Consider the following 23,821-nt stretch of genomic DNA (forward strand, 5'->3'; position numbering starts at 1 on the left):
AGCGTTTAATTTGTTGGTTAAGCCAATTTAGAATACCCGCAATCCATATTTTTGAAGCAACTTTTCATGTCTATCAGTAAATTACAATTAGGGTATCTCGCCCTACTCTCAATGCTTGGCTTTATCGCAACCGATATGTACCTACCGGCATTTCAAACCTTGCAAGCCGATTTTTCGACTGGCCCTGAACCTATCGCTTTGTCATTAAGTATCTTTCTGGTCGGCCTTGCGACGGGTCAATTGGCATGGGGAATACTATCAGACCGATTTGGTCTTAAACGTTCACTGGCATTGGGCTTGGCTATTTTTACCCTCGCCTCTGTCGGGATTGCCTTGAGCAGTAACATATCGCAATTACTGGCATTTCGATTTATTCAAGCCATCGGGGTCTGTGCCCCAACCGTAATCTGGCAAGCCATAGTGATTCAGCGCTACCACGCAGAGCAACGCCAGCGCATCTTTGCCTCTATCATGCCTTTAGTTGCCTTATCCCCTGCGCTAGCACCGCAACTAGGTGTGCTGCTCAACACCACTTTAGGCTGGGAAAGCATTTTTGCTACGCTCGCGGTTATTGGTGCGATGTTATTTTTTGTCACCGTAAAGCAACCAGCAGAAGCAAAGCCAAGCAAAACCGTTTCTTTGCGCGCCGATCTCGGCAGTTTAGTAAAAAACCGTATTTTTATCGGTAATGTGCTGATCTTCTCTGTCACGTCAGCGGTGTTTTTTGCTTATTTAACTGGTATGCCAGAAATCATGGCGCAACTGGGGTATTCGGCAAAAGATATTGGCATGAGTTTTATCCCACAAACTATCGCCTTTATGGTGGGTGGATACGTGGGTAAAAAGAGTGTGGAACGTTATGGTGATGGGAAAGTGCTTTCCATTATTTTGACGCTATTTACCTTTGCGGTAGTGACAGTATTTATTGCCAGTCAAAGCACTTTAACTTCAATATGGCCAGTTCTAGTGCCGTTTTGTTTTGTGGCTATTGCCAACGGCGCACTTTATCCAATCGTCGTGAATCGTGCCCTATCCAGTGCTCAACATAGCCCAGCAACTGCTGCCGGGCTGCAAAACAGCATTCAAATTTGTATCAGCAGTATTGCCAGTATGCTGGTGGCACTGTTTGCTCAACAAGCACTGATTGCGACAGGTTGGACTATGCTGATTTGCTTACTTGGTCTTGCTGGTGGCTTATGGCTAGCTAGAAATAAAGGCGCTGTGGTTGATAGAGCAAAAGAGATTGAAGTGACGGCTTAGCCGTATTAAAAGGTCATATTAAAAATGAAAAGGGAGCGATATTCGCTCCCTTTTGCTTGAGATCTTATCGTCCTAAAGTAAGGTTTTACCTTTTAGAACACAGTAAGTAAAAAGCTCTATAAGCTCGTTAATCCCCACTTCTTAGCTGTTTTATCAAAGAAGCCTTGAGTGGTTTTTAGCTCAACCCAATGATTCACATAGTTGATCCATACTTGGTCTTTTTGCGGCAGTAACATGGAGATTGGCGTTGGATTTTTCGGCTCTTTAACGGGCACTATCGCAAGTTGTTTAAACTTCTCCACCAGCGTTGCCGCTTCTACGTTTGAGGTTACCGATACGTTCGCTCTGCGCGCCAATAACTCTTGAAAGTCTCTTGCCGGCGCTTCAATCACTATGTGCTGTGCTTGTGGGAAGAAGTCTTTCACCATTTTTTCTTGCACAGTGCCAAGAGTGGCGGCCACTTTAATATCCGGCTGATTAAAGTCAGCCCAATCAGAGTATTTATCGAGATCTTTTTTCGGCACTACAGGCACAAAGGCTAAGTAAAAATAAGGTTGGCTATAACCGGCGACTTTCGCGCGAGACATATTAAGAGATGCACTACCTGTTATATCGTATTTGTTAGCGGTAATGCCGTTGACCAATGTTTTCCAATCCGTGGCTACATATTCCACTTTCACCCCAAGATCTTTAGCAAGCTCGGTGGTGACATCAATATCAAAACCTCGGTAGCTGTTGTCAGCTGGGTTTTTCATGGTCATAGGGTTCCAGTCACCGGTCGTGCCGACCCTTAATACCCCACTGCTTAAAATCTCTTGCAGTCGACTGGTTTCTGCCACGGCAGAAGAGAGTGTTACAAGAGATAGCCCCAATGCTAAAAGTAACTTTTTCATCATAAATCCTTTTAAAAATCAGTAACGTTTACTTTGTGGTACTGATACCATACCAGTTTATACTCAACAGTATGCTTAAGGATGGGCATATTTTGAAATTTAATCTTCTCACTGTGTCACTTTGTTGTGTTTTTCTCACTGGTTGTTCTGACTATGAGTGGGGATGGTATGTGCTTGATCCGTCCACGGAGCAAGGCCTAACCAATGTAAAATTTCTGATTGATGGTTTTAGTGCCACCATTAGCGTTTCGCTGCTTAGTATGTGTTTTGCCATGTTAATTGGCTTTTTTGTTGCCCTTCCGGCGCTGTCAGAAAACCCCTATATACGCGGCGTTAACAGAGTCTACGTCGAGTCCATACGCTCTATTCCTGTACTGGTGCTATTGCTTTGGGTCTACTATGGTCTCCCCACCTTAATGGACATTTCTCTCGATCATTATTGGGCGGGAGTGATTGCGTTATCTATTGCTGAAAGTGCCTTTATGGCAGAGGTATTTAGAGGGGGGATTCAGGCGATTCATCGCGGGCAACATGAAGCGGCGCACTCATTAGGATTAAGTTATTGGAAGACCATGCGCTTGGTGATATTTCCGCAAGCTCTACGTCAAATACTGCCACCTTTAGGCAATCAATTTGTCTACATATTGAAGATGTCTTCTTTGGTCAGTGTTATCGGTTTAAGCGACCTGACTAGACGTGCCAATGAGCTGGTGGTTAATGAGTACTTACCTCTAGAAATTTATACCTTCCTAGTTTTAGAGTATTTGGTGTTGATACTCGCGGTCTCACAAGGCGTTCGTTGGCTTGAAAGGCGCTACGCGATACCCAACCATTAAAAAATAACCCCGCAATTAGCGGGGTTATTTTTGAGTCTATATCTAGATGGCGCTCAGTCTATTTTTTCTTCTTTACCGGACGCTGCCAGTTAGCGATGCGACGCTCTTTAGCGCGAGAAATGATCAGCTCATTTTCGCCGACATTTTTAGTTACAGTAGAGCCTGCACCTATGGTGGCACCATCAGCAATAGTCACTGGAGCAATAAGCTGGCTGTCAGAGCCCACGAATACATCATTACCTATGTTGGTTTTAAATTTGTTCGCACCATCGTAGTTACAAGTAATGGTACCTGCGCCAATGTTAGTGCGCTCACCAATTTCAGCATCACCTAAATAAGTTAAGTGATTGGCTTTAGAACCTTGACCAATGCGGGCGTTTTTCACTTCCACAAAGTTACCTACGTGAGCATCATTACACAGTTCAGCACCTGGGCGCAGACGAGTAAATGGCCCAACAGTACACTCTTCACCAACGGTCGCATCTTCAATCACTGAATATGGACGGATGATGGTATTGTCATCAATTTCACAATCTTTAAGCACACAGCCTGCACCGATAGTCACGTTATCACCGATAGTCACACTACCTTCAATGATGACGTTAGCATCGATTTCAACATCCATACCGCATTGCAAAGAGCCGCGTAGATCAAAACGGCTAGGATCGCGAAGCATTACGCCTTGCTCTAACAGTTTGTCGGCCTGCATTTGCTGGTAAGCACGCTCTAGACGAGCCAGTTGACGACGATCATTTACGCCTTCCACTTCAACGGCGCTAGCAGGATGTACTGCTTCAATTTTTTTACCGTCGTTATGCGCAGCAGCAATAATATCCGTTAAGTAGTATTCGCCTTGAGCATTATCATTGCTGAGGTTAGACAACCAACGTTTTAAATCTTTACCGTCTGCAACCAATACACCTGTGTTGATTTCACAAATGGCTTTTTGCTCTTCTGTGGCATCTTTTTGTTCCACGATAGCCACTACAGAGCCGTTGTCACGCACAATGCGGCCGTAACCCATAGGATTATCCAAAACAACCGTTAGCAGCCCTACGCCACCTTCTGGTTGACCATCAAGTAGTGCCGATACAGTTTCACTGGTGATCAGAGGTACGTCACCGTAAAGAACCAATACTTTTTCATCATCAGAAAAGTGAGGTGATGCTTGATCAACTGCGTGCCCTGTACCCAATTGCTCGCGCTGCTCAACCCAGTTTACTGGCTCGTTTGCTAGCGTTGCTTTCATTTGCTCACTGCCGTGACCAAACACCAAATGGATGTTGTTAGCTTCTAGACCCACACACGTATCAATAACATGCTTTGCCATTGGTTTGCCGGCCAATGTATGCAGTACTTTTGGCTTTTTAGAGTACATGCGAGTGCCTTTGCCCGCAGCCAGAATCACAGCACTAAAATTGTTCATCACCTATTCCTTGAAACTGATCGTGAATTATTATTGTTTTAAACGTTGAGTTATACCAATCACACTAAGTAAGTGGTCAGAAATAGCGCAGGAAAAATGCTCGAGAACAAGGCAGGATTTTTTGATAAGTAGTTATTCTACAATCAAAAATTCTAACGCCGTTATCGAGTATTTTAACAAGCTAGAATGACCAGTTATTTAGTACGATTGGTATTACATGTTTACATCACTAAGTGACCTCAGGATGACACGCATTCTATCGTCGCATCCTGAAGTCACTTAGCGATATAAGTCGCCTAGCTATATATTAACCTAAACATCCTAGATTTGGCACAAAACAAAAAGGTGACCCTAGGGCCACCTTTTTTCGATACGCTATGGCTAATAAATTAGCGACGCTTTCTAGTAAGTTCTGCAACTCTAACTTGAGCAATCGCTTTAGCCAATTCACTGGCTGCCTGAGCAAAGTCCATGTCGCCGTGCTGATTAAGAATGCTCTCTTCAGCTTTGCGTTTGGCTTCTTCTGCTTTAGAAGCATCGATATCTTCACCACGAATTGCTGTATCAGCCAGTACAGTTGCTGTACCAGGCTGAACTTCAACAATACCACCAGAGACATAAATAAACTCTTCGTGGCCGTGTTGCTTCACGATGCGAACCATACCAGGAGTAATAGCGGTCAACAGCGGAGTGTGGCCGTGGAAAATACCAAGCTCACCTTCGCTACCGGTCACCTGGAACGTTTCTACGCGCCCAGAAAACAGTTTTTTCTCTGCGCTAACTACGTCAAGGTGAAAGGTTATTGCTGCCATATTGCCTCCTAATCAGACTTATAGCTTCTTAGCGTTCTCTAGAGCTTGATCAATGCTACCGCAGTACATGAATGCTTGCTCTGGAATGTCGTCGTAATCACCAGCTAGTAGGCCTTTAAATCCACGTAGAGTCTCTTTAAGAGGTACGTAAACGCCTGGGTCGCCCGTAAATACTTCCGCTACGTGGTAAGGCTGAGTAAGGAACTTCTCAATCTTACGCGCACGAGATACCACTTGCTTATCTTCTTCAGAAAGCTCATCCATACCTAGGATTGCGATGATATCTTTTAGCTCTTTATAGCGCTGTAGCGTAGTTTGAACGCCTGAAGCCACATCGTAGTGCTCTTGACCAACAACCAATGGATCAAGCATACGAGATGTAGAATCCAATGGGTCAATCGCAGGGTATAGACCCATAGCAGCGATGTTACGGCTAAGTACAACCGTTGCATCCAAGTGAGCAAACGTGGTTGCTGGAGATGGATCCGTCAAGTCATCCGCAGGTACGTATACCGCCTGTACAGATGTGATAGAACCCGTCTTCGTAGACGTGATGCGCTCCTGTAGTACACCCATCTCTTCTGCAAGAGTTGGCTGGTAACCTACCGCAGATGGCATACGACCTAGAAGTGCTGATACCTCTGTACCCGCAAGGGTATAACGATAGATGTTATCTACGAAGAACAGTACGTCACGGCCTTCATCACGGAAACGCTCCGCCATAGTAAGACCTGTCAGTGCAACGCGCAGACGGTTACCCGGTGGCTCGTTCATCTGACCGTAAACCATTGCTACTTTTGATTCTTCAGGTTTTTCGATGTTTACAACACCCGCTTCCTGCATTTCAAAGTAGAAATCGTTACCTTCACGAGTACGCTCACCTACACCCGCAAATACGGATAGGCCAGAGTGCTGTAGTGCGATGTTGTTGATAAGTTCCATCATGTTAACGGTCTTACCTACACCTGCACCACCAAATAGACCGATTTTACCACCCTTAGCGAATGGGCAAACCAAGTCGATAACTTTAACACCAGTTTCTAGAAGTTCAGTCGCGTTTGACTGGTCTTCATAACTAGGTGCTGGTCGGTGAATTTCGTAATGCTCTTCAGCACCGATATCTCCACACTCATCAATCGCGTCACCAAGAACGTTCATGATACGACCAAGAGTTTTAGTACCTACTGGAACTGTAATTGGAGCACCAGTATTTATAACATCTAGTCCACGACGTAAACCGTCTGAGCTACCCATTACGATAGTACGAACTACGCCACCGCCTAACTGTTGTTGAACTTCAAGAACTAAACGTTCTGGAGCGTCAACTACGTTAAGTGCGTCGTATACACGTGGTACTTCGCCTTGTGGGAACTCTACGTCGACTACCGCACCGATGATCTCTACGATCTTACCTGTAGCCATTGTTAATCCTCTAAACTAATTCGTTGTCCTAAAACTAAACCGCAGCGGCACCAGAACAAATTTCTGATAGCTCTTGGGTAATCGCAGCCTGACGAGCTTTGTTATACACAAGCTGTAAATCTTCGATCAGGTTGTTTGCGTTATCCGTTGCAGCTTTCATTGCCACCATTCGAGCGGCCTGCTCACAAGCTAGGTTCTCAACCACGCCTTGATACACACTAGATTCGATATAACGAATCAGCAATGCATCTAGCAAAGGTTTCGGCTCTGGCTCGTAAATGTAGTCCCACTGATGGTCACGCTGCATTTCTTCGCTGTCTGATTTAGGTAAAGGCAGTAATTGATCGATCGTTGGTTCTTGAACCATAGTGTTCACAAACTTATTGAACACTATGAAGAGGCGATCCAACTCACCTTCATCATATTTCTTCAACATAACGCGTACTGAACCGATCAAATCTTCCAGACTTGGGTTATCACCCAGACCAGAAGTTTGAGCTGCTACTTTCGCGCCGCTGTTGTTAAAGAATGCTGTTGCCTTTGAGCCGATAACGGCTAAGTCAATTTCAGCACCACTTTCCTGCCAAGTTTGCATATCTAGAATGGCTTTTTTGAACAAGTTAATGTTCAAGCCACCACACAAACCACGGTCAGTAGAAACTATGATGTAACCAACACGCTTGGCTTCGCGTTCCTCTAGGTACGGATGTTTGTACTCTAGGCTACCGCTAGCCAAATGACCGATCACCTTACGCATTGTTTCTGCATATGGACGGGACGCTTCCATCGCATCTTGCGAGCGACGCATTTTTGAAGCGGCTACCATTTCCATTGCTTTCGTAATCTTCTGTGTGCTTTTAACACTACCGATTTTATTACGTATTTCTTTTGCGCCGGCCATCGTTACTCTCCGTTAGTAGGTGACTCTTTCAAGTCACCAACCAATTACCAGGTTTGGGTTGCTTTAAAATCAGTGACGATTTTTTGAAGCTGAGCTTCAATGTCGTCGTTGTAAGCACCCGTTTGGTTGATCTCTTCCGCTAGATCAGCGAACTGACCATGAGCATACGACAGTAGAGCGGCTTCAAAATCTAGAATCTTATTAAGTTCAATATCTTCTAGGAAACCACGCTCAGCAGCAAAGATAACAAGGGCTTGTGAGAACACTGACATAGGAGCGTATTGCTTCTGTTTCATCAGTTCTGTCACTTTTGCACCGTGATCAAGTTGCTTCTTAGTCGTGTCATCAAGGTCTGAAGAGAACTGAGCAAATGCTGCTAGTTCACGGTATTGAGCTAGTGCTGTACGAATACCACCAGACAATTTCTTGATGATCTTAGTCTGCGCTGAACCACCTACACGAGATACCGAGATACCTGGGTCAACCGCTGGACGTACGCCGGCGTTGAATAGTTCAGTTTGAAGGAAGATCTGGCCATCAGTAATCGAGATTACGTTTGTAGGTACGAATGCTGATACGTCACCTGCTTGGGTTTCGATAATAGGAAGAGCGGTCAAAGAACCTGTCTTACCTTTTACTTCACCCTTGGTGAAACGCTCTACATACTCTTCGTTTACACGAGCAGCACGCTCTAGTAGACGAGAGTGAAGATAGAATACGTCACCAGGGAATGCTTCACGGCCCGGTGGACGTTTCAGTAGTAGAGAGATTTGACGGTACGCTACCGCTTGCTTAGACAGATCATCGTAGATGATCAATGCGTCTTCGCCACGGTCGCGGAAGTATTCACCCATTGCACAACCCGCGTAAGGCGCTAGGTATTGCAGTGCAGCAGATTCAGATGCAGAAGCAACAACAACTACTGTGTTGGCTAGTGCACCGTGCTCTTCAAGCTTACGAACCACGTTTGCGATGGTTGAAGCTTTCTGGCCGATTGCTACATAAATTGAGAAAATACCAGAATCTTTCTGGTTAATGATGGCATCAATTGCCAACGCTGTTTTACCAGTCTGACGGTCACCGATGATAAGTTCACGCTGACCACGACCGATAGGGATCATGGAATCAACTGACTTATAACCAGTTTGTACAGGTTGGTCTACCGACTTACGGTCGATAACGCCAGGTGCGATAACTTCTACAGGAGAAGTTAGTGCAGCGTTGATCGGTCCTTTACCATCAATAGGCTCACCCAGTGTGTTTACAACACGACCTAGTAATTCAGGGCCTACTGGAACCTCAAGGATACGACCAGTACCTGTAACTTTCATGCCTTCCTGTAGGTCAGCATATGGGCCCATTACTACTGCACCAACCGAGTCACGCTCAAGGTTAAGTGCGAGTGCGTATTTGCCACCCGGTAATTCAATCATTTCACCTTGCATAACGTCTGCAAGGCCGTGGATACGAATGATGCCATCGCTTACCGAAACGATAGTACCTTCGTTGCGAGCTTCATTTACAACGTTGAAAGATTCAATACGTTGTTTAATTAGATCGCTAATTTCCGTGGAATTAAGTTGCATGCTCCAATCCCCATTAAGACTGCAATGCATCGCTCAGGCGGTTCAAACGACCTCGCGCTGAGTTATCAATGACTAGGTCTCCGGCTCGAATAATAACCCCACCAAGTAGGGTCTCATCTATACTGCAATTCAGCTTCACTTTGCGGTCAAAGCGTTGCTCTAACTTGCTAATCATGTTGTCTTGCTGTTGTTTCGACAGCTCAGAAGCAGAAATAACATCCACATCAATAAGCTTGTCGTGCTCTCGTCTAAGAGCTAAAAACTCAGCTAGAACAGAAGGTAACGCCTTTAATCGACCGTTACTTGCCATCACCTTAAGCAGGTTTTGACCATGTTCATCAAGTTGTTCGCCACAAACCACAATGAGCAGTTCTGATAATTTGTTGGCTGTTAATGAGCCATCTAATACATCAGAAATTTCTTTGTGCTTCGTTACTTCGGCAGCAAAAGCCAACATTTGACCCCATTGGTCTAACGTGTCTTTTTCTACCGCAAAATCGAATGCTGCTTTAGCATAGGGGCGTGCGATTGTTACCAAATCCGACATAAGCGCCCCTTGTATTAAAGTTTTGCAGTAATGTTTTCAAGAATATCTTGTTGCGCATCTTTATCGATTGAGCGCTCCAAGATTTTCTCGGCACCAGCAATAGCCAGAGTAGCAACTTGTTTGCGCAGTTCATCGCGAGCGCGGCTACGGTCAGCTTCAACTTCTGCTTCAGCTTGCGCTAAGATTTTTTGGCGTTCCGCCTGTGCATCTTCGCGTGCTTCATCAATAATTTGAGCTTTACGTTTGTTCGCTGAATCGATGATCTCAGTTGCTGTGCGCTTCGCTTCTTTTAATTGTTCAGAAGCGTTGGCTTGTGCCAGGTTCAAGTTCTTTTCTGCGCGTTCAGCGGCAGATAGACCGTCAGCAATTTTCTTCTGACGTTCTTCGATCGCTTCAATGATTGGTGGCCATACATACTTCATGCAGAACCATACAAACATTGCAAACGAGATTGCTTGACCTAGCAGAGTTGCGTTCATTTCCACAACAGCTACCCCTTTTAATTAATCAACAAAGTTTCAGATGAATGATCTACGATCTACTGATTAACCTGCTAGTTGACCAACAAATGGGTTTGCAAATGTGAATAGCAGTGCGATTACGATACCGATCATTGGGATCGCATCTAGAAGACCCGCGATGATGAACATCTTAACTTGCAGCATTGGGGCCATTTCTGGTTGGCGTGCAGCGCCTTCTAGGAATTTACCACCTAGGATAGCGAAGCCAATAGCAGTACCTACTGAACACAGACCAACGATGATCGCTACAGCAACAGCAGAAAAACTTAGAACAGTTTCCATTTGAAAATTCTCCAATAAAAATTTTAGAGTTTACGTTTATAAAATTAGTGATCACTATCTTCATGAGCCATCGATAGATATACGATCGTTAGCATCATAAATACAAAGGCTTGAATCAAAATAACCAAAATATGGAAGATAGCCCAAGGTAGAGAACCTACCCATTGTAAGTACCAAGGGAGCATTGCAGCACAAAGAATAAACACAACCTCACCTGCAAACATGTTACCGAACAAGCGCATACCTAAAGAGATAGGTTTTGCCAGTAGGGATACCGTTTCCAACAATAAGTTGAACGGAATCATGAGTGGATGGTTAAAAGGATGCAGTGCTAATTCTTTAGCAAAGCCACCGATGCCTTTAACTTTGATGCTGTAGTAAATCATCAGAGCAAAAACACCGAGTGCCATAGACATCGTAATACTCACGTCAGCTGTCGGAACCACTTTAAGATAAGGGATGCCGGCTAGCTGTGCTGGATAAGGTAAGAAGTCGATAGGCACAAGGTCCATCAAGTTCATTAAAATAATCCACACGAATATTGTTAATGCCAACGGTGCAATCAACGGGTTGCGTCCATGGAAAGTGTCTTTTACGTTCTCACCAACGAATTCCACTACCATTTCTACAGCACATTGCAATCGGCTTGGTACACCAGTTGTTGCTTTCTTAGCTACTGAGCGAAATACCCAAAGGAATAACACACCAGTTAACACAGAAAAGAACAGGCTATCGATATGCACATTCCAGAAACTACCCTCAGCTACAACGCCTAACTTAGCTAAAGATAGATGTTGTAAGTGGTGGTCGATATAACTGGAAGATGTCAACGCTTCACCAGGCGTAGCCATAACTTTTCCTATTTTCTTTTGTTAATAAAAAACACTGGCGCAAACATATTTATAAGTAAGACCAGCAAATAGGTTAGCTTGAGAGGAACAAGTTCCAACTCCATATACACGTAGGCAAGGGTAAACAAAACTATAGTTAGGAGTATCTTAAGCGCTTCACCTGTATAAAACGAAAAAGCGACAAATTTGACCGCTCTAGCGCCTGCATACAGGAACGCAAATAATGAAAACACCGCATTGGCAACAACAAAAATGCCACCACCAATAAGTGCCGATAGTCCCCAACTAGGATTAACAGTTATGCTTATCCCGATTGCCACTAACATAACCGCGCTAAACTCGATCATAAGCAAACGCTTTGCAAGCTCTCGCCCAGGTCTAGCTAACGCAGTTACCATGTATTCATTTCCTCGAAAAACAACTTTTGCTCAAAATTAGTCAAGCAAAAATTTCGAATTATGTATCCAACTTCATGTATTGCATGTGAAAATTCACGAAAAATACATACAATATGGATCTATTTGAACTGAACCGATTATCACACGATGCGTTCAAGCTTCGCGATTAACAGTTCTAATTTGTGAGGCTCGTCAATACTAATCGTCAATTTTGCTGTACCACTTTTGTTTCTAATCAAAGAAACTTCATTTCCTAGTGTTTTTGACAATTTTTCTGACAAAGAAACCGCCTCTTGATCGATGACTTTTTTATCTTCTTTGGTTGGCGGCTGAAGGATTTTTTTTACCAGCTGTTCCGTTTGTCTAACTGTAAGTTGTTTTTTAACTGCGCTTTGCGCCAACTCAACTTGTTGCTTCCCATCAATTGCTAAAAGAGCTCTGGCATGCCCCATATCCAATAATCCATCAGAAACCAACTTTTTAACTTCTACTTCTAACTGATTCAAACGTAACAGGTTACTTACCGCTGTTCGCGATTTTCCTATTACTTCAGCTATTTGTTGATGCGATAACTCGAATTTAGTTCTTAAACTCTCTAACGCATGCGCTTCTTCAACGGCATTTAAATTTTCACGTTGAATGTTTTCAATCAAGGCCATCGCAATAGCGGCTTTGTCTTGTACACGCTTAACAACACAAGGAACCTGAGTTAGCCCCGCTTGTTTGGCTGCACGCCAACGTCTTTCACCTGCGATAATTTCATACTTATTGTTGTCGACTTGGCGAACAACAATCGGTTGAATGATGCCTTGAGAGCGAATTGATGCGCTCAACTCATCTAGGGCGTCTTCATTCATCTCTGTTCGAGGCTGATAAACACCCGGCTGTAAACGCTCTACAGCAATATCTTGCATGTCTCCACTCGTCGATGTACTCACTACATCAGACTCATGAGTTGGAGTGTTTTTCTCTCTTGCTATCGCACTTGTCGATAACAGTGCATCCAATCCTTTACCTAGACCGCGCTTTGACATTTATCTTGTTCCTTAGAAATTTTTTATACTGTAACTTCTTCACGGCGCAATATCTCCCCCGCAAGGGCAAGATAAGCTTTAGCTCCAGCTGAATGTTTATCATAATACATTGCTGGTTTGCCATGACTTGGAGCTTCAGCTAAGCGTACATTTCTAGGAATCACCGTACGATAAACTTTAGTGCCAAAGTGTTGCTTCAATTGATCCGAAACCTCATTAGAAAGACGGTTTCTTGGGTCAAACATTGTTCGCAACAAGCCTTCTATTTTTAAATTTTCATTTACTACAGCCGCTAGCTTACTGATGGTATCCATCAAAGCGGTCAAGCCTTCTAGTGCAAAATACTCACACTGCATTGGCACTAATACGGAATCAGAAGCTGCCATGGCGTTGATTGTCAGCAAGTTAAGTGATGGTGGGCAATCAATAAAAATAAAGTCATATTGATCACGTACGTTTGCGAGGGCATTTTTTAGCCTAACTTCTCGAGCAAACACTTCCATCAATTTAATTTCTGCTGCCGTTACGTCGCCGTTGGCTGCAATCAGGTCGTATCCACCTGTTTTTGAGTGAGTCACGACCTCTGCAAACGGAGTTTCTTCCACAAGTAGATCATAAGCTGTTGTTTCTACTTGGTACTTATCCACACCACTTGCCATAGTGGCGTTGCCTTGAGGATCGAGATCGATCACTAAAATACTGCGCTTAGTCGCTGCCATCGAAGCGGCTAAGTTAACGCAGGTTGTGGTTTTGCCTACACCACCTTTCTGATTGGCAATTGATATAATTTTTCCCACGCTCAAACTCTTCCCTAATCTTGGTCTTGTAAGATTACAAGATGTCGCTCACCATCGAGCTCAGGTACTATCAAAGGTTTGACGCTGATCACGTTGCACCAATCAGGAAGTTGCGCTACCTCTTCTTGTGAGACTTGGCCTTTTAGAGCCACGAACACACCAGAATCATCTTTGGTCAAATGACGACACCAATTCACCATGTCGGTCATTGAAGCAAATGCTCTACTTAAAACAGCATCAAACTTCTGTTCAGGTTGAAATTCTTCAACTCGGCTAAGAACAGGAGTGACGTTCTCAATTTTAAGTTCATGCAACACTTGCTTGATAAAGCGAATGCGCTTTCCAAGACTATCTAGAAGGAAAAACTCACAATCGGGGTTCATTATCGCCAAAGGAACACCAGGTAAACCTGGGCCTGTACCTACATCAATAAATCGCTGTCCCTCTAAATGGGGCGACACCACAATACTATCCATAATATGCTTAATTAACATATCGCTAGGATTGCGTACTGACGTTAAGTTGTAGGCTTTGTTCCATTTGTTCAATAGTTCCACATAGCCGACCAACTGATCAATCTGTTTTGGTGAAACTGACAATTCTGTTTTTGCAACAAGTAATTCTAATTGTTGGTGTAAACTCATTTTGCAATTTCCTCGCCTTTTTTCAAAAGCCCTTGTTTTTTAAGACAAACTAGCAAAATAGATATGGCTGCAGGTGTGATTCCTGAGATGCGAGATGCGATACCAATAGTCTCTGGTTTCATATCAGATAGCTTGGCAACCACTTCATTCGACAGTCCAGAAACTTGAGCGTAGTCAAATTCATAAGGGATTAGAGTATTTTCATGACGCATAGATTTGGCTATTTCGTCTTGCTGACGCTGAATATAACCTTCGTATTTCACCTGAATTTCCACTTGCTCAGAGGCTTGTTGATCCTCAAGAGCAGGAGCAAAGGTATCTAGCTCAGTCAGCTGTTGATAATTTAGCTCAGGTCTACGTAGAAGATCTTCACCGCTTGCTTCTCTGGTTAACGGCGTTTTTAGTAGCTTGTTAAGCTCAGTCACACCTTCAGATTTTGGATTAACCCATATACCTGCTAGTCGTTGACGTTCCGTGGCCATACCTTCCATTTTTTGATTAAAGCGTGCCCAACGTTGTTCAGAAATTAAGCCCAGCTCGTGTGCTTTTTCGGTCAAACGGATATCGGCATTGTCTTCGCGTAGTAGCAATCGATATTCTGCGCGCGAAGTAAACATACGATACGGTTCTTTAGTGCCCATGGTTGATAAATCATCAATCAATACGCCCATGTAAGCTTGATCGCGACGCGGTGACCAACCTTCTTTTTCTTGAGAGAACAAACTGGCGTTCAAACCCGCCATCAAGCCTTGTGCTGCCGCTTCTTCGTAACCAGTAGTACCGTTGATCTGACCGGCTAGGAAAAGCCCTTTAATGAACTTGGTCTCGTAAGTGTGTTTTAAATCTCTAGGATCAAAGAAATCATACTCAATGGCGTAACCTGGGCGCACGATATGTGCATTTTCAAAACCTTTCATTGAGCGAACAATCTGTACTTGAACGTCAAAAGGAAGGCTAGTTGAAATGCCATTTGGATACAGTTCGTGAGTGCTCAGTCCTTCAGGTTCAATAAAGATTTGGTGGCTGTTTTTATCGGCAAAACGCATCACCTTGTCTTCAATTGATGGACAATATCTAGGACCAATACCTTCGATAACCCCAGCGTACATAGGGCTTCGATCAAGGTTATTACGAATCACTTCATGAGTGGATTCATTGGTATGGGTGATATAACAAGGCACTTGAGGTGGTTGCTGATTACGGTTGCCAATGAAGGAGAAAACCGGAGTTGGATTATCACCGTGTTGCACTTCAAGTTGACTAAAATCAACGCTGCGAGCGTCAATTCTTGGTGGAGTCCCTGTTTTTAGTCGATCCACTCTAAATGGAAGATCACGTAATCTGTGCGCTAAAGCGATCGATGAAGGATCACCTGTACGGCCACCTGACGCGCTTTCCATTCCGATATGGATCTTTCCGCCTAGGAAGGTACCAACGGTCAACACAACTGCTTTGGCTTCGAATTTAAGCCCCATTTGTGTAATAACACCCCTGACCTGATCATTCTCAACGATCAGATCATCGACCGACTGTTGAAACAAAGTTAAGTTAGGAGTGTTTTCTAATTCTGTACGAACAAACGCTTTGTACAATGCACGATCAGCCTGCGCTCTCGTCGCGCGAACAGCTGGACCTTTGGAAGCGTTTAGAGTTCTAAATTGAATACCTGCATGATCAATGGCGCGTGCCATTAATCCACCCATAGCATCAACCTCTTTCACAAGGTGACCTTTACCAATACCGCCAATGGCCGGATTGCAAGACATCTGACCTAAAGTGTCAATATTGTGAGTCAACAACAGTGTCTTTTGGCCTGTTCTTGCTGCAGATAAGGCTGCTTCAGTACCAGCATGACCACCACCAACGATGATGACATCAAATTTTTCGTGATAAAACATGAGTTGACCTCGAATATTGCTATCGTGAAATGAGTGAACAAAAAGGAGGCGTATTCTACCTTCTTTCTGATCATTAGAAAATTGCTTTTAATGTTTTACACAATTTACAGTCTCTTAAATATATATAAGATCTTTATATAGATCTTTTATTAGATCTATTATTAAGCAAGCGATCTAGTGTGGATAAGTAGAATTTGATCAATAAGATCAACAACTTTAAGAGGATCACTTTCTGTGATCTTGAGTGGATCTAACTCTGTATTAACTGGGATCAAAATAGCTACTTATTCACAGGGTAGTGGATCACTATAAGTTGTTATTGGGATAACTATAGGTTAAACACTGAATACCTATGTAGTTATCCACAGAAAATAATTTTTTAACTGCTGTTTTTATGAACAAATGAAAGGTAAAAAGAAAAGCCGCGGAGCTTTTTAGGGCACCAGCGGCTTGGCTATTGTTTAGATATTGAGACGAAATAGAAGGTTAGAACAGGTGTTTATGGTCTTCAAACCAATCTTCAACGGCTTCTTCTGGGACCGGATGACGCAGAACATCTATGGTTAGACACTCCGCTAATGCTGTAGCGCCAATATCTTCTAGTAGCTCATGGCAATGTAATCCCGCACCACAAAAGGTGTCGTAGCTTGAATCACCAATGGCAATCACGCTGTAGTTTAGCGCTTGAGTATTGGGTGGTGTATCTTGAAGTTGCGCAATAAAAGGCTGAATGTTTTCAGGGTAGTCGCCTGCTCCATGGGTAGAAGTGACGACTAACCAAGTGCCTTGAGGATCGATGTCATTAAGGTTTGGGTGGTTATGAATTTCGGTATCTTTGCCCAATTCTTGCAGTAAATCGCTAAGATGATCGGCAACATATTCTGCGCCACCTAAGGTGCTACCTGTGATTAAATGAATTGTCGACATTGTTATTTACCTATACAGAATGATGAGAAAATTCTACCTAGAAGATCATCTGAGCTAAACTCGCCAGTGATCTCATTTAGATGTTGCTGAGTGATTCTTAGCTCTTCTGCCAAGATCTCACCCGCCATATAGCCTTCTAACTGCTGTTGACCAATCGACAGGTGTTCTGCGGCCTTATCCAGTGAATCTAAGTGTCTGCGACGTGCCATAAAGCCTCCCTCTGTGTTACCAGAGAAGCCCATGCACTCTTTTAGGTGAGTACGCAGCGCATCAACCCCTTCACCTGTCTTGGCGCTAAGGCGAATCAGTGTTGGATCGTTAACATGGCAGATGCCTAAGTTTTCTTGGGTTTGATCGACTTTATTACGGATCACTGTCATGCCCATGTTATCCGGCAATCGATCCACGAAATCAGGCCAGATATCCAACGGATTTGTCGCATCTGTTGTCGTGCCATCCACCATAAACAGCACGCGGTCGGCTTGTTGAATTTCTTCCCAAGCACGCTCAATACCGATTTTTTCAACTTCGTCAGAAGCTTCACGTAAACCTGCGGTATCTATGATATGCAGTGGCATACCATCGATGTGGATATGCTCACGAAGCACATCTCGCGTGGTACCGGCAATATCGGTCACAATGGCTGACTCTTTGCCTGACAAGGCATTCAGTAGGCTAGATTTACCCGCATTCGGACGACCGGCAATCACTACCTTCATGCCTTCACGCATAATGGCGCCTTGGTTAGCTTCGGCGCGCACGGCTTCGAGGTTATTGATGATAGTTTGCAAGTCATTGCTGACTTTGCCATCGGCTAGAAAATCAATTTCTTCTTCTGGAAAATCAATGGCAGCTTCGACATAAATACGCAGATGAATCAATGACTCTACTAAGGTGGTAATTCGTTTTGAAAATTCGCCCTGTAGCGACTGTAGCGCAGATTTAGCCGCTTCTTCAGAACTGGCATCAATAAGGTCAGCAATGGCTTCAGCTTGCGTTAAATCCATCTTATCGTTGAGGAAAGCGCGCTCTGAGAACTCACCAGGTCGAGCAGGGCGGATATTGGCAATGCTTAGGATGCGTTTTATCAGCATATCCATAACGACTGGGCCACCATGGCCTTGCAGTTCTAAAACATCTTCTCCAGTAAAAGAGTGAGGATTGGGGAAATACAGTGCGATGCCCTGATCCAGTTGGCGGCCTTCATCGTCGACGAAAGGGAGGTATTCTGCTCTTCTTGGCTGAAGCTCACGGCCAGCAACTAGTTTAGCGACTTGCTTAGCTTGTGGGCCTGAAACTCGAATAATGCCGACTCCGCCACGTCCGGGCGCTGTAGCTTGAGCCACAATTGTATCGTTAGTCATGTTCGTCTCAATTGAAATAATTAGGTAAATTGTATACTTAAACGACAACAAGTAAAAAATAAAAAGGCGACCCTAAGGTCGCCTTCTCTTATTCATATTGGCTAGCTTAAGCTCTATTTAGAGTGTAAGCCTTTTTTCTCTAGACCTTTGTAGATCAACGTTTGCTGAATTAGCGTAACAACGTTAGATACCAACCAGTATAGAACTAGACCAGATGGGAACCATAGGAAGAAGAAAGTAAACATAACCGGCATAAAGGTCATGATCTTCTGCTGTAGTGGATCCGTTACTGTTGTTGGGCTCATTCTCTGAATCATAAACATACTTGCACCCATCAATAGAGGCAGGATGTAGTACGGGTCTTGAGCCGAAAGGTCAGTAATCCAACCAAAGAATGGAGAGTGACGTAGTTCAACCGACTCCATTAGTGCCCAGTATAGAGAGATGAAAATAGGCATTTGCAGAACAAGAGGTAGACAGCCACCCAGTGGGTTTACTTTCTCTTTCTTGTACAGCGCCATCATTTCTTGGCTCATACGTTGACGGTCATCACCAATACGCTCACGCATAGCCGCTAGCTTAGGCTGTAGCATACGCATTTTAGCCATAGAGGTGTACTGAGCTTTTGTTAGTGGGTACATAGCACCACGAACGATGAAAGTCAGAACCATGATTGCTAGACCCCAGTTAACTACTACGCCTTGAATCATAGATAGTAACCAGTGTAGTGGTTTCGCGATGAACCATAACCAACCGTAGTCAACTACTAGCTCAAGATGTGGTGCTACAGCCGCCATTTGGTTTTGAAGTTTAGGACCAACCCAAAGAGTTGACTTTATTTCACCAGTTTGACCTGTTGCGATAGTTTTGTTTGGAAGACGAACACCGATATCGCCTAGGTTACCCACTACACGAGTGTATAGGGTTGCACCTTGTGCATCACGAGGTACCCAAGCTGAAGCGAAGTAGTGCTCAAGCATTGCAACCCAACCTTGGCCTTCGCTTAGGTTTTGTTGAAGGTTACGCTCTTCCATATTCTTGAAGCTGTACTTTTTGTAGCGAGTAGACTCTGTTGAGTATGCGCCGCCACGGTAAGTAGGCATTGTTAAGCTGCCACCAGCGTCTTGTAGGTTTTGACGAAGGTGTGCGTACATACCTACAGTTGCATTAGCACCAGAATTGTTCTCTACATCGTAAACAACATCGATAGCATAGCTACCGCGTTTTAGGATGAAGGTTTTGGTGTAGTTAATGCCATTAGCAGAGAAAGTCATTGGGATGCGCAATTCATCTTGGCCATCAGCTAGCGTAAAGCTGTCTGAGCTCACTTTGTAGTGAGGGCGAGATTGGCTGCTTAAATCGATACCTTGAGGACCAATTAGACCACTCTGTGCAATATATTGTTTATTGCCTTCTTTGTGCAAAAGAACGAAACGTTCTTCTGAACCGAAATCTTTAGCATAGTCATTGAGCTTAGCGGACACTACATCACCACCGACAGAATCGATAGATAGATTAAGTACGTCAGTTTTAACGGATACAATGCTTGCCGTGTGGTGTGCTTCTGGAGCAGGATCTGCCATTTCATCCGTGAATGAAGGTGCTGGCAAAGTACTATCAGTACTAGATTGTGCCTGATTAGTCACAGGAGCTACAGGGGTTGTATGTGTTTGCCATTGTTTAAATAGCAAAAATGAAACCATAGCTAATGCGATAAACAGAATATTACGTTGAGAACCCATCGTTATTTATCTCTGTTTGTTGTGTTTTTAGGTGGTACAGGATCGTATCCGCCATCATTTAAAGGGTGGCATTTTAATAGACGTTTGCCCGATAACCAACACCCTTTTACAAATCCGTGGCTTTTTAATGCCAATATTGCGTACTCGGAGCAGGTTGGGGTAAAACGACAGCGTGGCCCGATAAACGGACTAATACCAAATCGATATAGGTTAACTAGACCTATCGCTATCCACGCGAGGGGCGAGAAAGTCTTTGCCATAACTTATCGAAGAGTTTAAACATATCATCATTGCTTAATTCTTGGGCACTTTTCTTTGCGATAACAACGAAATCTTTGTTAGCAAGTTTGTGTTGATTAAGACGGAAACTTTCCCTTGCTATCCTTTTAAATCGATTGCGACCTACAGCAGTTTTTATTTGCTTTTTAGGTACAGCTAATCCGAGTCTTGGATGAGAAAGAGAATTGTTACGAGCGATAATAGTAAAATGAGGGGAACCAGCTCTATGAGCTTTTTCGAAGACTTTTTGATAATGCTCGGGAGTTAACAGACGTAACTCCCGATTGAACGCGTACGTAGTCAAAATAATCGCGAATTATTTTGAAAGGCGCGCACGGCCTTTTGCACGACGTGCATTAATTACTTTACGACCGTTCTTAGTAGCCATACGAGCACGGAAACCGTGAGTACGTTTACGCTTTAGAACTGAAGGTTGAAAAGTGCGTTTAGACATGGTTATTACCTTTACTGATCAGTAGTTTTTAGGTTCTTGTTAAACCCGACGTGGGCTATATATCTCTCTTATATATAAGAGGGATACCGACGTCTCTCAACAAAGAGGCGGAATTGTAATCACTGTATTCAAAATAGTCAATGATTGGTTTAACCCCAAGACAAGTTATCTTTATCTTACATCTATAAATAGACAGTCAATAAAGCTAGCTGACTAGAAATTCCGGTCGACGGATTATACGTGTAAAAAATCAAAGCACAAGGATCTTATTTGATCCCAACTTTATTTAGGAACTTTATTAAGCGAGGATCTTGTGGGTTACCAAAGATATCCCCAGGTTTTCCTTGCTCTATAATATGCCCATCGGCCATGAAGATCACTCTATCTGCAACTTCACGAGCAAATTGCATTTCATGGGTCACCACCAGCATTGTTTGGTGTTGAGCCGCTAATTTTTTCATTAGGCTAAGCACTTCGCCAACCCATTCAGGATCGAGTGCTGAGGTAGGTTCATCAAACAGCAGCAGTTCTGGTTCAAACGCCATTGCGCGACCAATCCCCACACGTTGCTGTTGACCACCGGAAAGGGATGCCGGATAGCTATCGCCTTTGTCACCCAAACCAATATCGTCCAAAATCTCTTGCGCTCGCTGTAAGGCTTGGGATTTTTTCCAGCCACGGACAGTAATTAGCCCTTCAGCAATGTTTTGACGAGCAGTCATATGAGCAAATAGCGCATAATTTTGGAATACAAAGCCAGTTTTACGGCGCAAGGCGAGCTCTTCAGCTTTGCTGTGCTTAGCGCAGTTTACATAGGTATCATCTATGCTAATTTCGCCTTGCTCTGCAGATTCCAGGAAGTTAACACAACGTAGTAGGGTAGATTTACCTGTACCACTAGAGCCAATCACGACGATAATCTCGCCTTTTTCGATCTCTATATCAATGCCTTTCAGAATTTCGCTGTCGCCAAAGCGTTTGTGTATGTTCTTTAGCTTAATCATCTTTGATACGCCTTATTCAATCTATGTTCTGCCCAGATTTGCACTCGAGTTAGGATGATAACCACTAGCCAATAGATAAGAGCCACCGCTAGGAATGCTTCAAAGAATCGGAAACTTGAAGAAGCTTCCATTTGGGCCTTCGCCATTATTTCGGCCACACCAAGTGTGAAAGCCAGTGACGTTGATTTGATCATATCGATGAAATAGTTCATCAAAGAAGGCAATGCAACTCGGGTTGCTTGCGGCAAGATTACGCGTTGCATTGCTTGGCGTGTGGTCATGCCGATAGAGCGACAGGCTTCCATTTGGCTGCGATCAATACCTATGATGGCGGCGCGGATACTTTCCGTCATATAGGCAGCAAAGTGCAAAGTTAAGCCGATGATAGTGGCGGTAAAAGCATCTATGCCCACTAATATAGGGAATATTTGTGGCAATCCGTAATACAGCAGAAATAGTTGTACTAGAAGGGGTGTACCACGGAAAAAGCTAATATAGAGCTGACTAAGCTGATCCAATACTGGGATCTTAAACACTCGAATATTGGCCAGAATAAGCGCAAAAATCAGGGCAAAAATGCCACCTAATACCGCCATCTCTAGTGTTATGTGCAAATACTTAAACAGTATCGGCAATAACTCCAGCATGTAGTTGAAATCAAAACCCATGTTTATAATCCATGTTTAGAATCTATGCTTAAACCTCAGTTATTAAACCCATAGTTATTAAAAAAAATAGCTATTAAAACCTCGGTTTTTACATCTTGTTGTGTAAAAAGCAAAGCCCACTATTTCTAATGAAATAGTGGGCTATAAGCCAAATTCGGCTCAGCTGAATCTATATAGCTACACTATTATTTAGTGATATCAGCATCGAACCATTTGTTTGAAATTTTAGCCAGTGTACCGTCTTTGCGCATTGCTGTAAGAGCTTCATTTACTTCTTTTTGCAATTTAGTGCCTTTCTCGTTTTTCGCGAATGGCAGTGCACTATCGATAGTTTCAAAAGGTTTACCAGCAAGTTGTAGTGGTAAGCCTGTTTTCTTGATCAGTGCTAGAGCAGATAGACGGTCCATAACAAATGCATCAGCACGGCCTAGAGCTACATCATGCTCAATACCAGTGTCGTAGGTTTTGATATTGATTGAGTTGTCTTTATTGTGTTCACGTAAAATTTGTTCAAAGTTAGAACCTAAGTTAACAGCAACCGTTTTACCAGATAGGTCATCGATGGTTTTAATGCTGTCATTACCTTTACGTACAGTAATTTGCACGCCATTCACTACATAAGCGTCAGAGAAAAGGTATTTAGCTTTACGTGCATCTGTTGGAGTAATTTGGTTAGAAATGGTATCGATATGTCCTGTTTCTAGCATGCCAAATAGGCCTGAGAAACTAGAGGTTACGTATTTCACATCGTAGTCATTGCGACGTGCAATTTCATCCCACATGTCGACTTCAAACCCTTGCAGTTTATCTTTCTCTACAAAAGTAAACGGGTAATAGCGACCTGACATGCCCACTTTCACTTCCGTGGCAGCATATGCTGCTTGTCCTAAAGTTGCTACTAGTGCAACTGCGTAAATTAAGCCTTTTATCCAGTTTTTCATACTACTACTCCACGTGTTTATGCAACGAATATTACAGTTAAGTGAAACTTAATCTAATACTTAAAAGTTATTAACAATAACCCTTGGTTTTAGCATTATCGTGCGGCAAAAAATTGTGAAAAACATTGGGGATAACCTAGGCTTTAGTCAGCTAAGAGCTCTATATAAGAGTAATTCTGTGGGTAATCAGCTCGATCTTGGGTAATTCTCATGATTAATTGTGAATAACTTTGATCTTATACACTGGATCTTCGATCATTTGCTAGCGATCTTGATAATCTGGGGGTAAAATTACTCTCCTTTATTTTTAATCTACTCGTATTGTGGGGTCGAT

26 protein-coding genes are annotated in these 23,821 nt (G+C 43.4%); 2 read left to right on the forward strand and 24 right to left on the reverse strand.

The window, feature by feature from the left end; genetic code table 11:
* Positions 1-66: 66 nt before the first annotated feature.
* Entirely contained in the window at positions 67-1,260 is a 1,194-nt protein-coding gene (punC, locus tag OCU38_RS12700) for a purine nucleoside transporter PunC (protein WP_261823295.1), read from the forward strand.
* A gap of 116 nt (positions 1,261-1,376) precedes the next feature.
* On the opposite strand, the gene OCU38_RS12705 is transcribed toward punC, so the two are convergent.
* Positions 1,377-2,153: a transporter substrate-binding domain-containing protein gene (locus tag OCU38_RS12705; protein WP_021714812.1), complete on the reverse strand. Its 777-nt coding sequence runs from the start codon at positions 2,151-2,153 to the stop codon at positions 1,377-1,379.
* Positions 2,154-2,224: 71 nt separating this feature from the next.
* Here OCU38_RS12705 and OCU38_RS12710 point away from each other — a divergent pair, with 71 nt between their 5' ends.
* On the forward strand, positions 2,225-2,989 hold the full coding sequence (locus OCU38_RS12710) for an amino acid ABC transporter permease (protein WP_390625261.1): 765 nt from the start codon (positions 2,225-2,227) through the stop codon (positions 2,987-2,989).
* 58 nt (positions 2,990-3,047) lie between these two features.
* Here OCU38_RS12710 and glmU read toward each other — a convergent pair whose 3' ends face one another.
* The 23 genes from glmU to OCU38_RS12825 form a co-directional block, all read right to left on the reverse strand.
* Entirely contained in the window at positions 3,048-4,415 is a 1,368-nt protein-coding gene (gene glmU, locus OCU38_RS12715; protein WP_261823297.1) for a bifunctional UDP-N-acetylglucosamine diphosphorylase/glucosamine-1-phosphate N-acetyltransferase GlmU, read from the reverse strand.
* Between the two features lie 389 nt (positions 4,416-4,804).
* Positions 4,805-5,227 (reverse strand): F0F1 ATP synthase subunit epsilon, encoded by a 423-nt coding sequence (locus tag OCU38_RS12720; protein ID WP_021714809.1) that lies wholly within the window; start codon positions 5,225-5,227, stop codon positions 4,805-4,807.
* Between the two features lie 18 nt (positions 5,228-5,245).
* Positions 5,246-6,649: a F0F1 ATP synthase subunit beta gene (gene atpD, locus OCU38_RS12725; protein ID WP_021714808.1), complete on the reverse strand. Its 1,404-nt coding sequence runs from the start codon at positions 6,647-6,649 to the stop codon at positions 5,246-5,248.
* Between the two features lie 34 nt (positions 6,650-6,683).
* The gene (atpG, locus tag OCU38_RS12730; protein ID WP_023404897.1) at positions 6,684-7,550 is read right to left on the reverse strand and encodes a F0F1 ATP synthase subunit gamma; all 867 of its coding nucleotides are present in this window, start codon (positions 7,548-7,550) and stop codon (positions 6,684-6,686) included.
* 44 nt (positions 7,551-7,594) lie between these two features.
* On the reverse strand, positions 7,595-9,136 hold the full coding sequence (gene atpA / locus OCU38_RS12735; protein ID WP_261823298.1) for a F0F1 ATP synthase subunit alpha: 1,542 nt from the start codon (positions 9,134-9,136) through the stop codon (positions 7,595-7,597).
* 13 nt (positions 9,137-9,149) lie between these two features.
* Entirely contained in the window at positions 9,150-9,683 is a 534-nt protein-coding gene (atpH, locus tag OCU38_RS12740) for a F0F1 ATP synthase subunit delta (protein WP_023404899.1), read from the reverse strand.
* A 14-nt stretch (positions 9,684-9,697) separates the two neighbouring features.
* On the reverse strand, positions 9,698-10,168 hold the full coding sequence (gene atpF / locus OCU38_RS12745) for a F0F1 ATP synthase subunit B (protein WP_023404900.1): 471 nt from the start codon (positions 10,166-10,168) through the stop codon (positions 9,698-9,700).
* 60 nt (positions 10,169-10,228) lie between these two features.
* Positions 10,229-10,486: a F0F1 ATP synthase subunit C gene (gene atpE / locus OCU38_RS12750; RefSeq protein ID WP_017029793.1), complete on the reverse strand. Its 258-nt coding sequence runs from the start codon at positions 10,484-10,486 to the stop codon at positions 10,229-10,231.
* 44 nt (positions 10,487-10,530) lie between these two features.
* Entirely contained in the window at positions 10,531-11,337 is an 807-nt protein-coding gene (gene atpB, locus OCU38_RS12755; protein ID WP_023404901.1) for a F0F1 ATP synthase subunit A, read from the reverse strand.
* Between the two features lie 8 nt (positions 11,338-11,345).
* Positions 11,346-11,735 (reverse strand): F0F1 ATP synthase subunit I, encoded by a 390-nt coding sequence (locus OCU38_RS12760; RefSeq protein WP_261823299.1) that lies wholly within the window; start codon positions 11,733-11,735, stop codon positions 11,346-11,348.
* A 140-nt stretch (positions 11,736-11,875) separates the two neighbouring features.
* On the reverse strand, positions 11,876-12,769 hold the full coding sequence (locus tag OCU38_RS12765; protein ID WP_261823300.1) for a ParB/RepB/Spo0J family partition protein: 894 nt from the start codon (positions 12,767-12,769) through the stop codon (positions 11,876-11,878).
* Positions 12,770-12,792: 23 nt separating this feature from the next.
* Entirely contained in the window at positions 12,793-13,566 is a 774-nt protein-coding gene (locus OCU38_RS12770; RefSeq protein ID WP_023404904.1) for a ParA family protein, read from the reverse strand.
* A gap of 14 nt (positions 13,567-13,580) precedes the next feature.
* On the reverse strand, positions 13,581-14,210 hold the full coding sequence (rsmG, locus tag OCU38_RS12775; protein ID WP_261823301.1) for a 16S rRNA (guanine(527)-N(7))-methyltransferase RsmG: 630 nt from the start codon (positions 14,208-14,210) through the stop codon (positions 13,581-13,583).
* Positions 14,207-16,108, reverse strand: coding sequence for a tRNA uridine-5-carboxymethylaminomethyl(34) synthesis enzyme MnmG (mnmG, locus tag OCU38_RS12780; RefSeq protein WP_261823302.1), 1,902 nt, complete (start codon positions 16,106-16,108; stop codon positions 14,207-14,209). Before mnmG ends, rsmG begins: the two co-directional genes overlap by 4 nt.
* Before the next feature lie 486 nt (positions 16,109-16,594).
* The gene (gene mioC / locus OCU38_RS12785) at positions 16,595-17,035 is read right to left on the reverse strand and encodes an FMN-binding protein MioC (RefSeq protein WP_261823303.1); all 441 of its coding nucleotides are present in this window, start codon (positions 17,033-17,035) and stop codon (positions 16,595-16,597) included.
* A gap of 2 nt (positions 17,036-17,037) precedes the next feature.
* Complete coding sequence (mnmE, locus tag OCU38_RS12790) at positions 17,038-18,399, reverse strand: tRNA uridine-5-carboxymethylaminomethyl(34) synthesis GTPase MnmE (protein WP_261823304.1); 1,362 nt, start codon at positions 18,397-18,399, stop codon at positions 17,038-17,040.
* 113 nt (positions 18,400-18,512) lie between these two features.
* Positions 18,513-20,141 (reverse strand): membrane protein insertase YidC, encoded by a 1,629-nt coding sequence (gene yidC, locus OCU38_RS12795; protein WP_152822785.1) that lies wholly within the window; start codon positions 20,139-20,141, stop codon positions 18,513-18,515.
* A gap of 2 nt (positions 20,142-20,143) precedes the next feature.
* Entirely contained in the window at positions 20,144-20,401 is a 258-nt protein-coding gene (gene yidD / locus OCU38_RS12800; protein WP_152822783.1) for a membrane protein insertion efficiency factor YidD, read from the reverse strand.
* Positions 20,368-20,691 carry a ribonuclease P protein component gene (rnpA, locus tag OCU38_RS12805; protein WP_240432763.1) on the reverse strand — a complete coding sequence of 108 codons (324 nt, stop codon included), beginning with the start codon at positions 20,689-20,691 and terminating at the stop codon, positions 20,368-20,370. Before rnpA ends, yidD begins: the two co-directional genes overlap by 34 nt.
* A 45-nt stretch (positions 20,692-20,736) precedes the next feature.
* The gene (rpmH, locus tag OCU38_RS12810; protein WP_004400210.1) at positions 20,737-20,874 is read right to left on the reverse strand and encodes a 50S ribosomal protein L34; all 138 of its coding nucleotides are present in this window, start codon (positions 20,872-20,874) and stop codon (positions 20,737-20,739) included.
* Positions 20,875-21,140: 266 nt separating this feature from the next.
* Complete coding sequence (locus OCU38_RS12815) at positions 21,141-21,878, reverse strand: amino acid ABC transporter ATP-binding protein (protein WP_261823305.1); 738 nt, start codon at positions 21,876-21,878, stop codon at positions 21,141-21,143.
* Positions 21,875-22,546 (reverse strand): amino acid ABC transporter permease, encoded by a 672-nt coding sequence (locus OCU38_RS12820; protein WP_261823306.1) that lies wholly within the window; start codon positions 22,544-22,546, stop codon positions 21,875-21,877. The genes OCU38_RS12815 and OCU38_RS12820 overlap by 4 nt, the downstream gene beginning before the upstream one ends.
* A 185-nt stretch (positions 22,547-22,731) precedes the next feature.
* Positions 22,732-23,487 carry an amino acid ABC transporter substrate-binding protein gene (locus tag OCU38_RS12825; protein ID WP_261823307.1) on the reverse strand — a complete coding sequence of 252 codons (756 nt, stop codon included), beginning with the start codon at positions 23,485-23,487 and terminating at the stop codon, positions 22,732-22,734.
* Between the last annotated feature and the right edge of the window lie 334 nt (positions 23,488-23,821).

The organism is Vibrio neonatus (genome assembly GCF_024346975.1).
GTDB lineage: Bacteria > Pseudomonadota > Gammaproteobacteria > Enterobacterales > Vibrionaceae > Vibrio > Vibrio neonatus.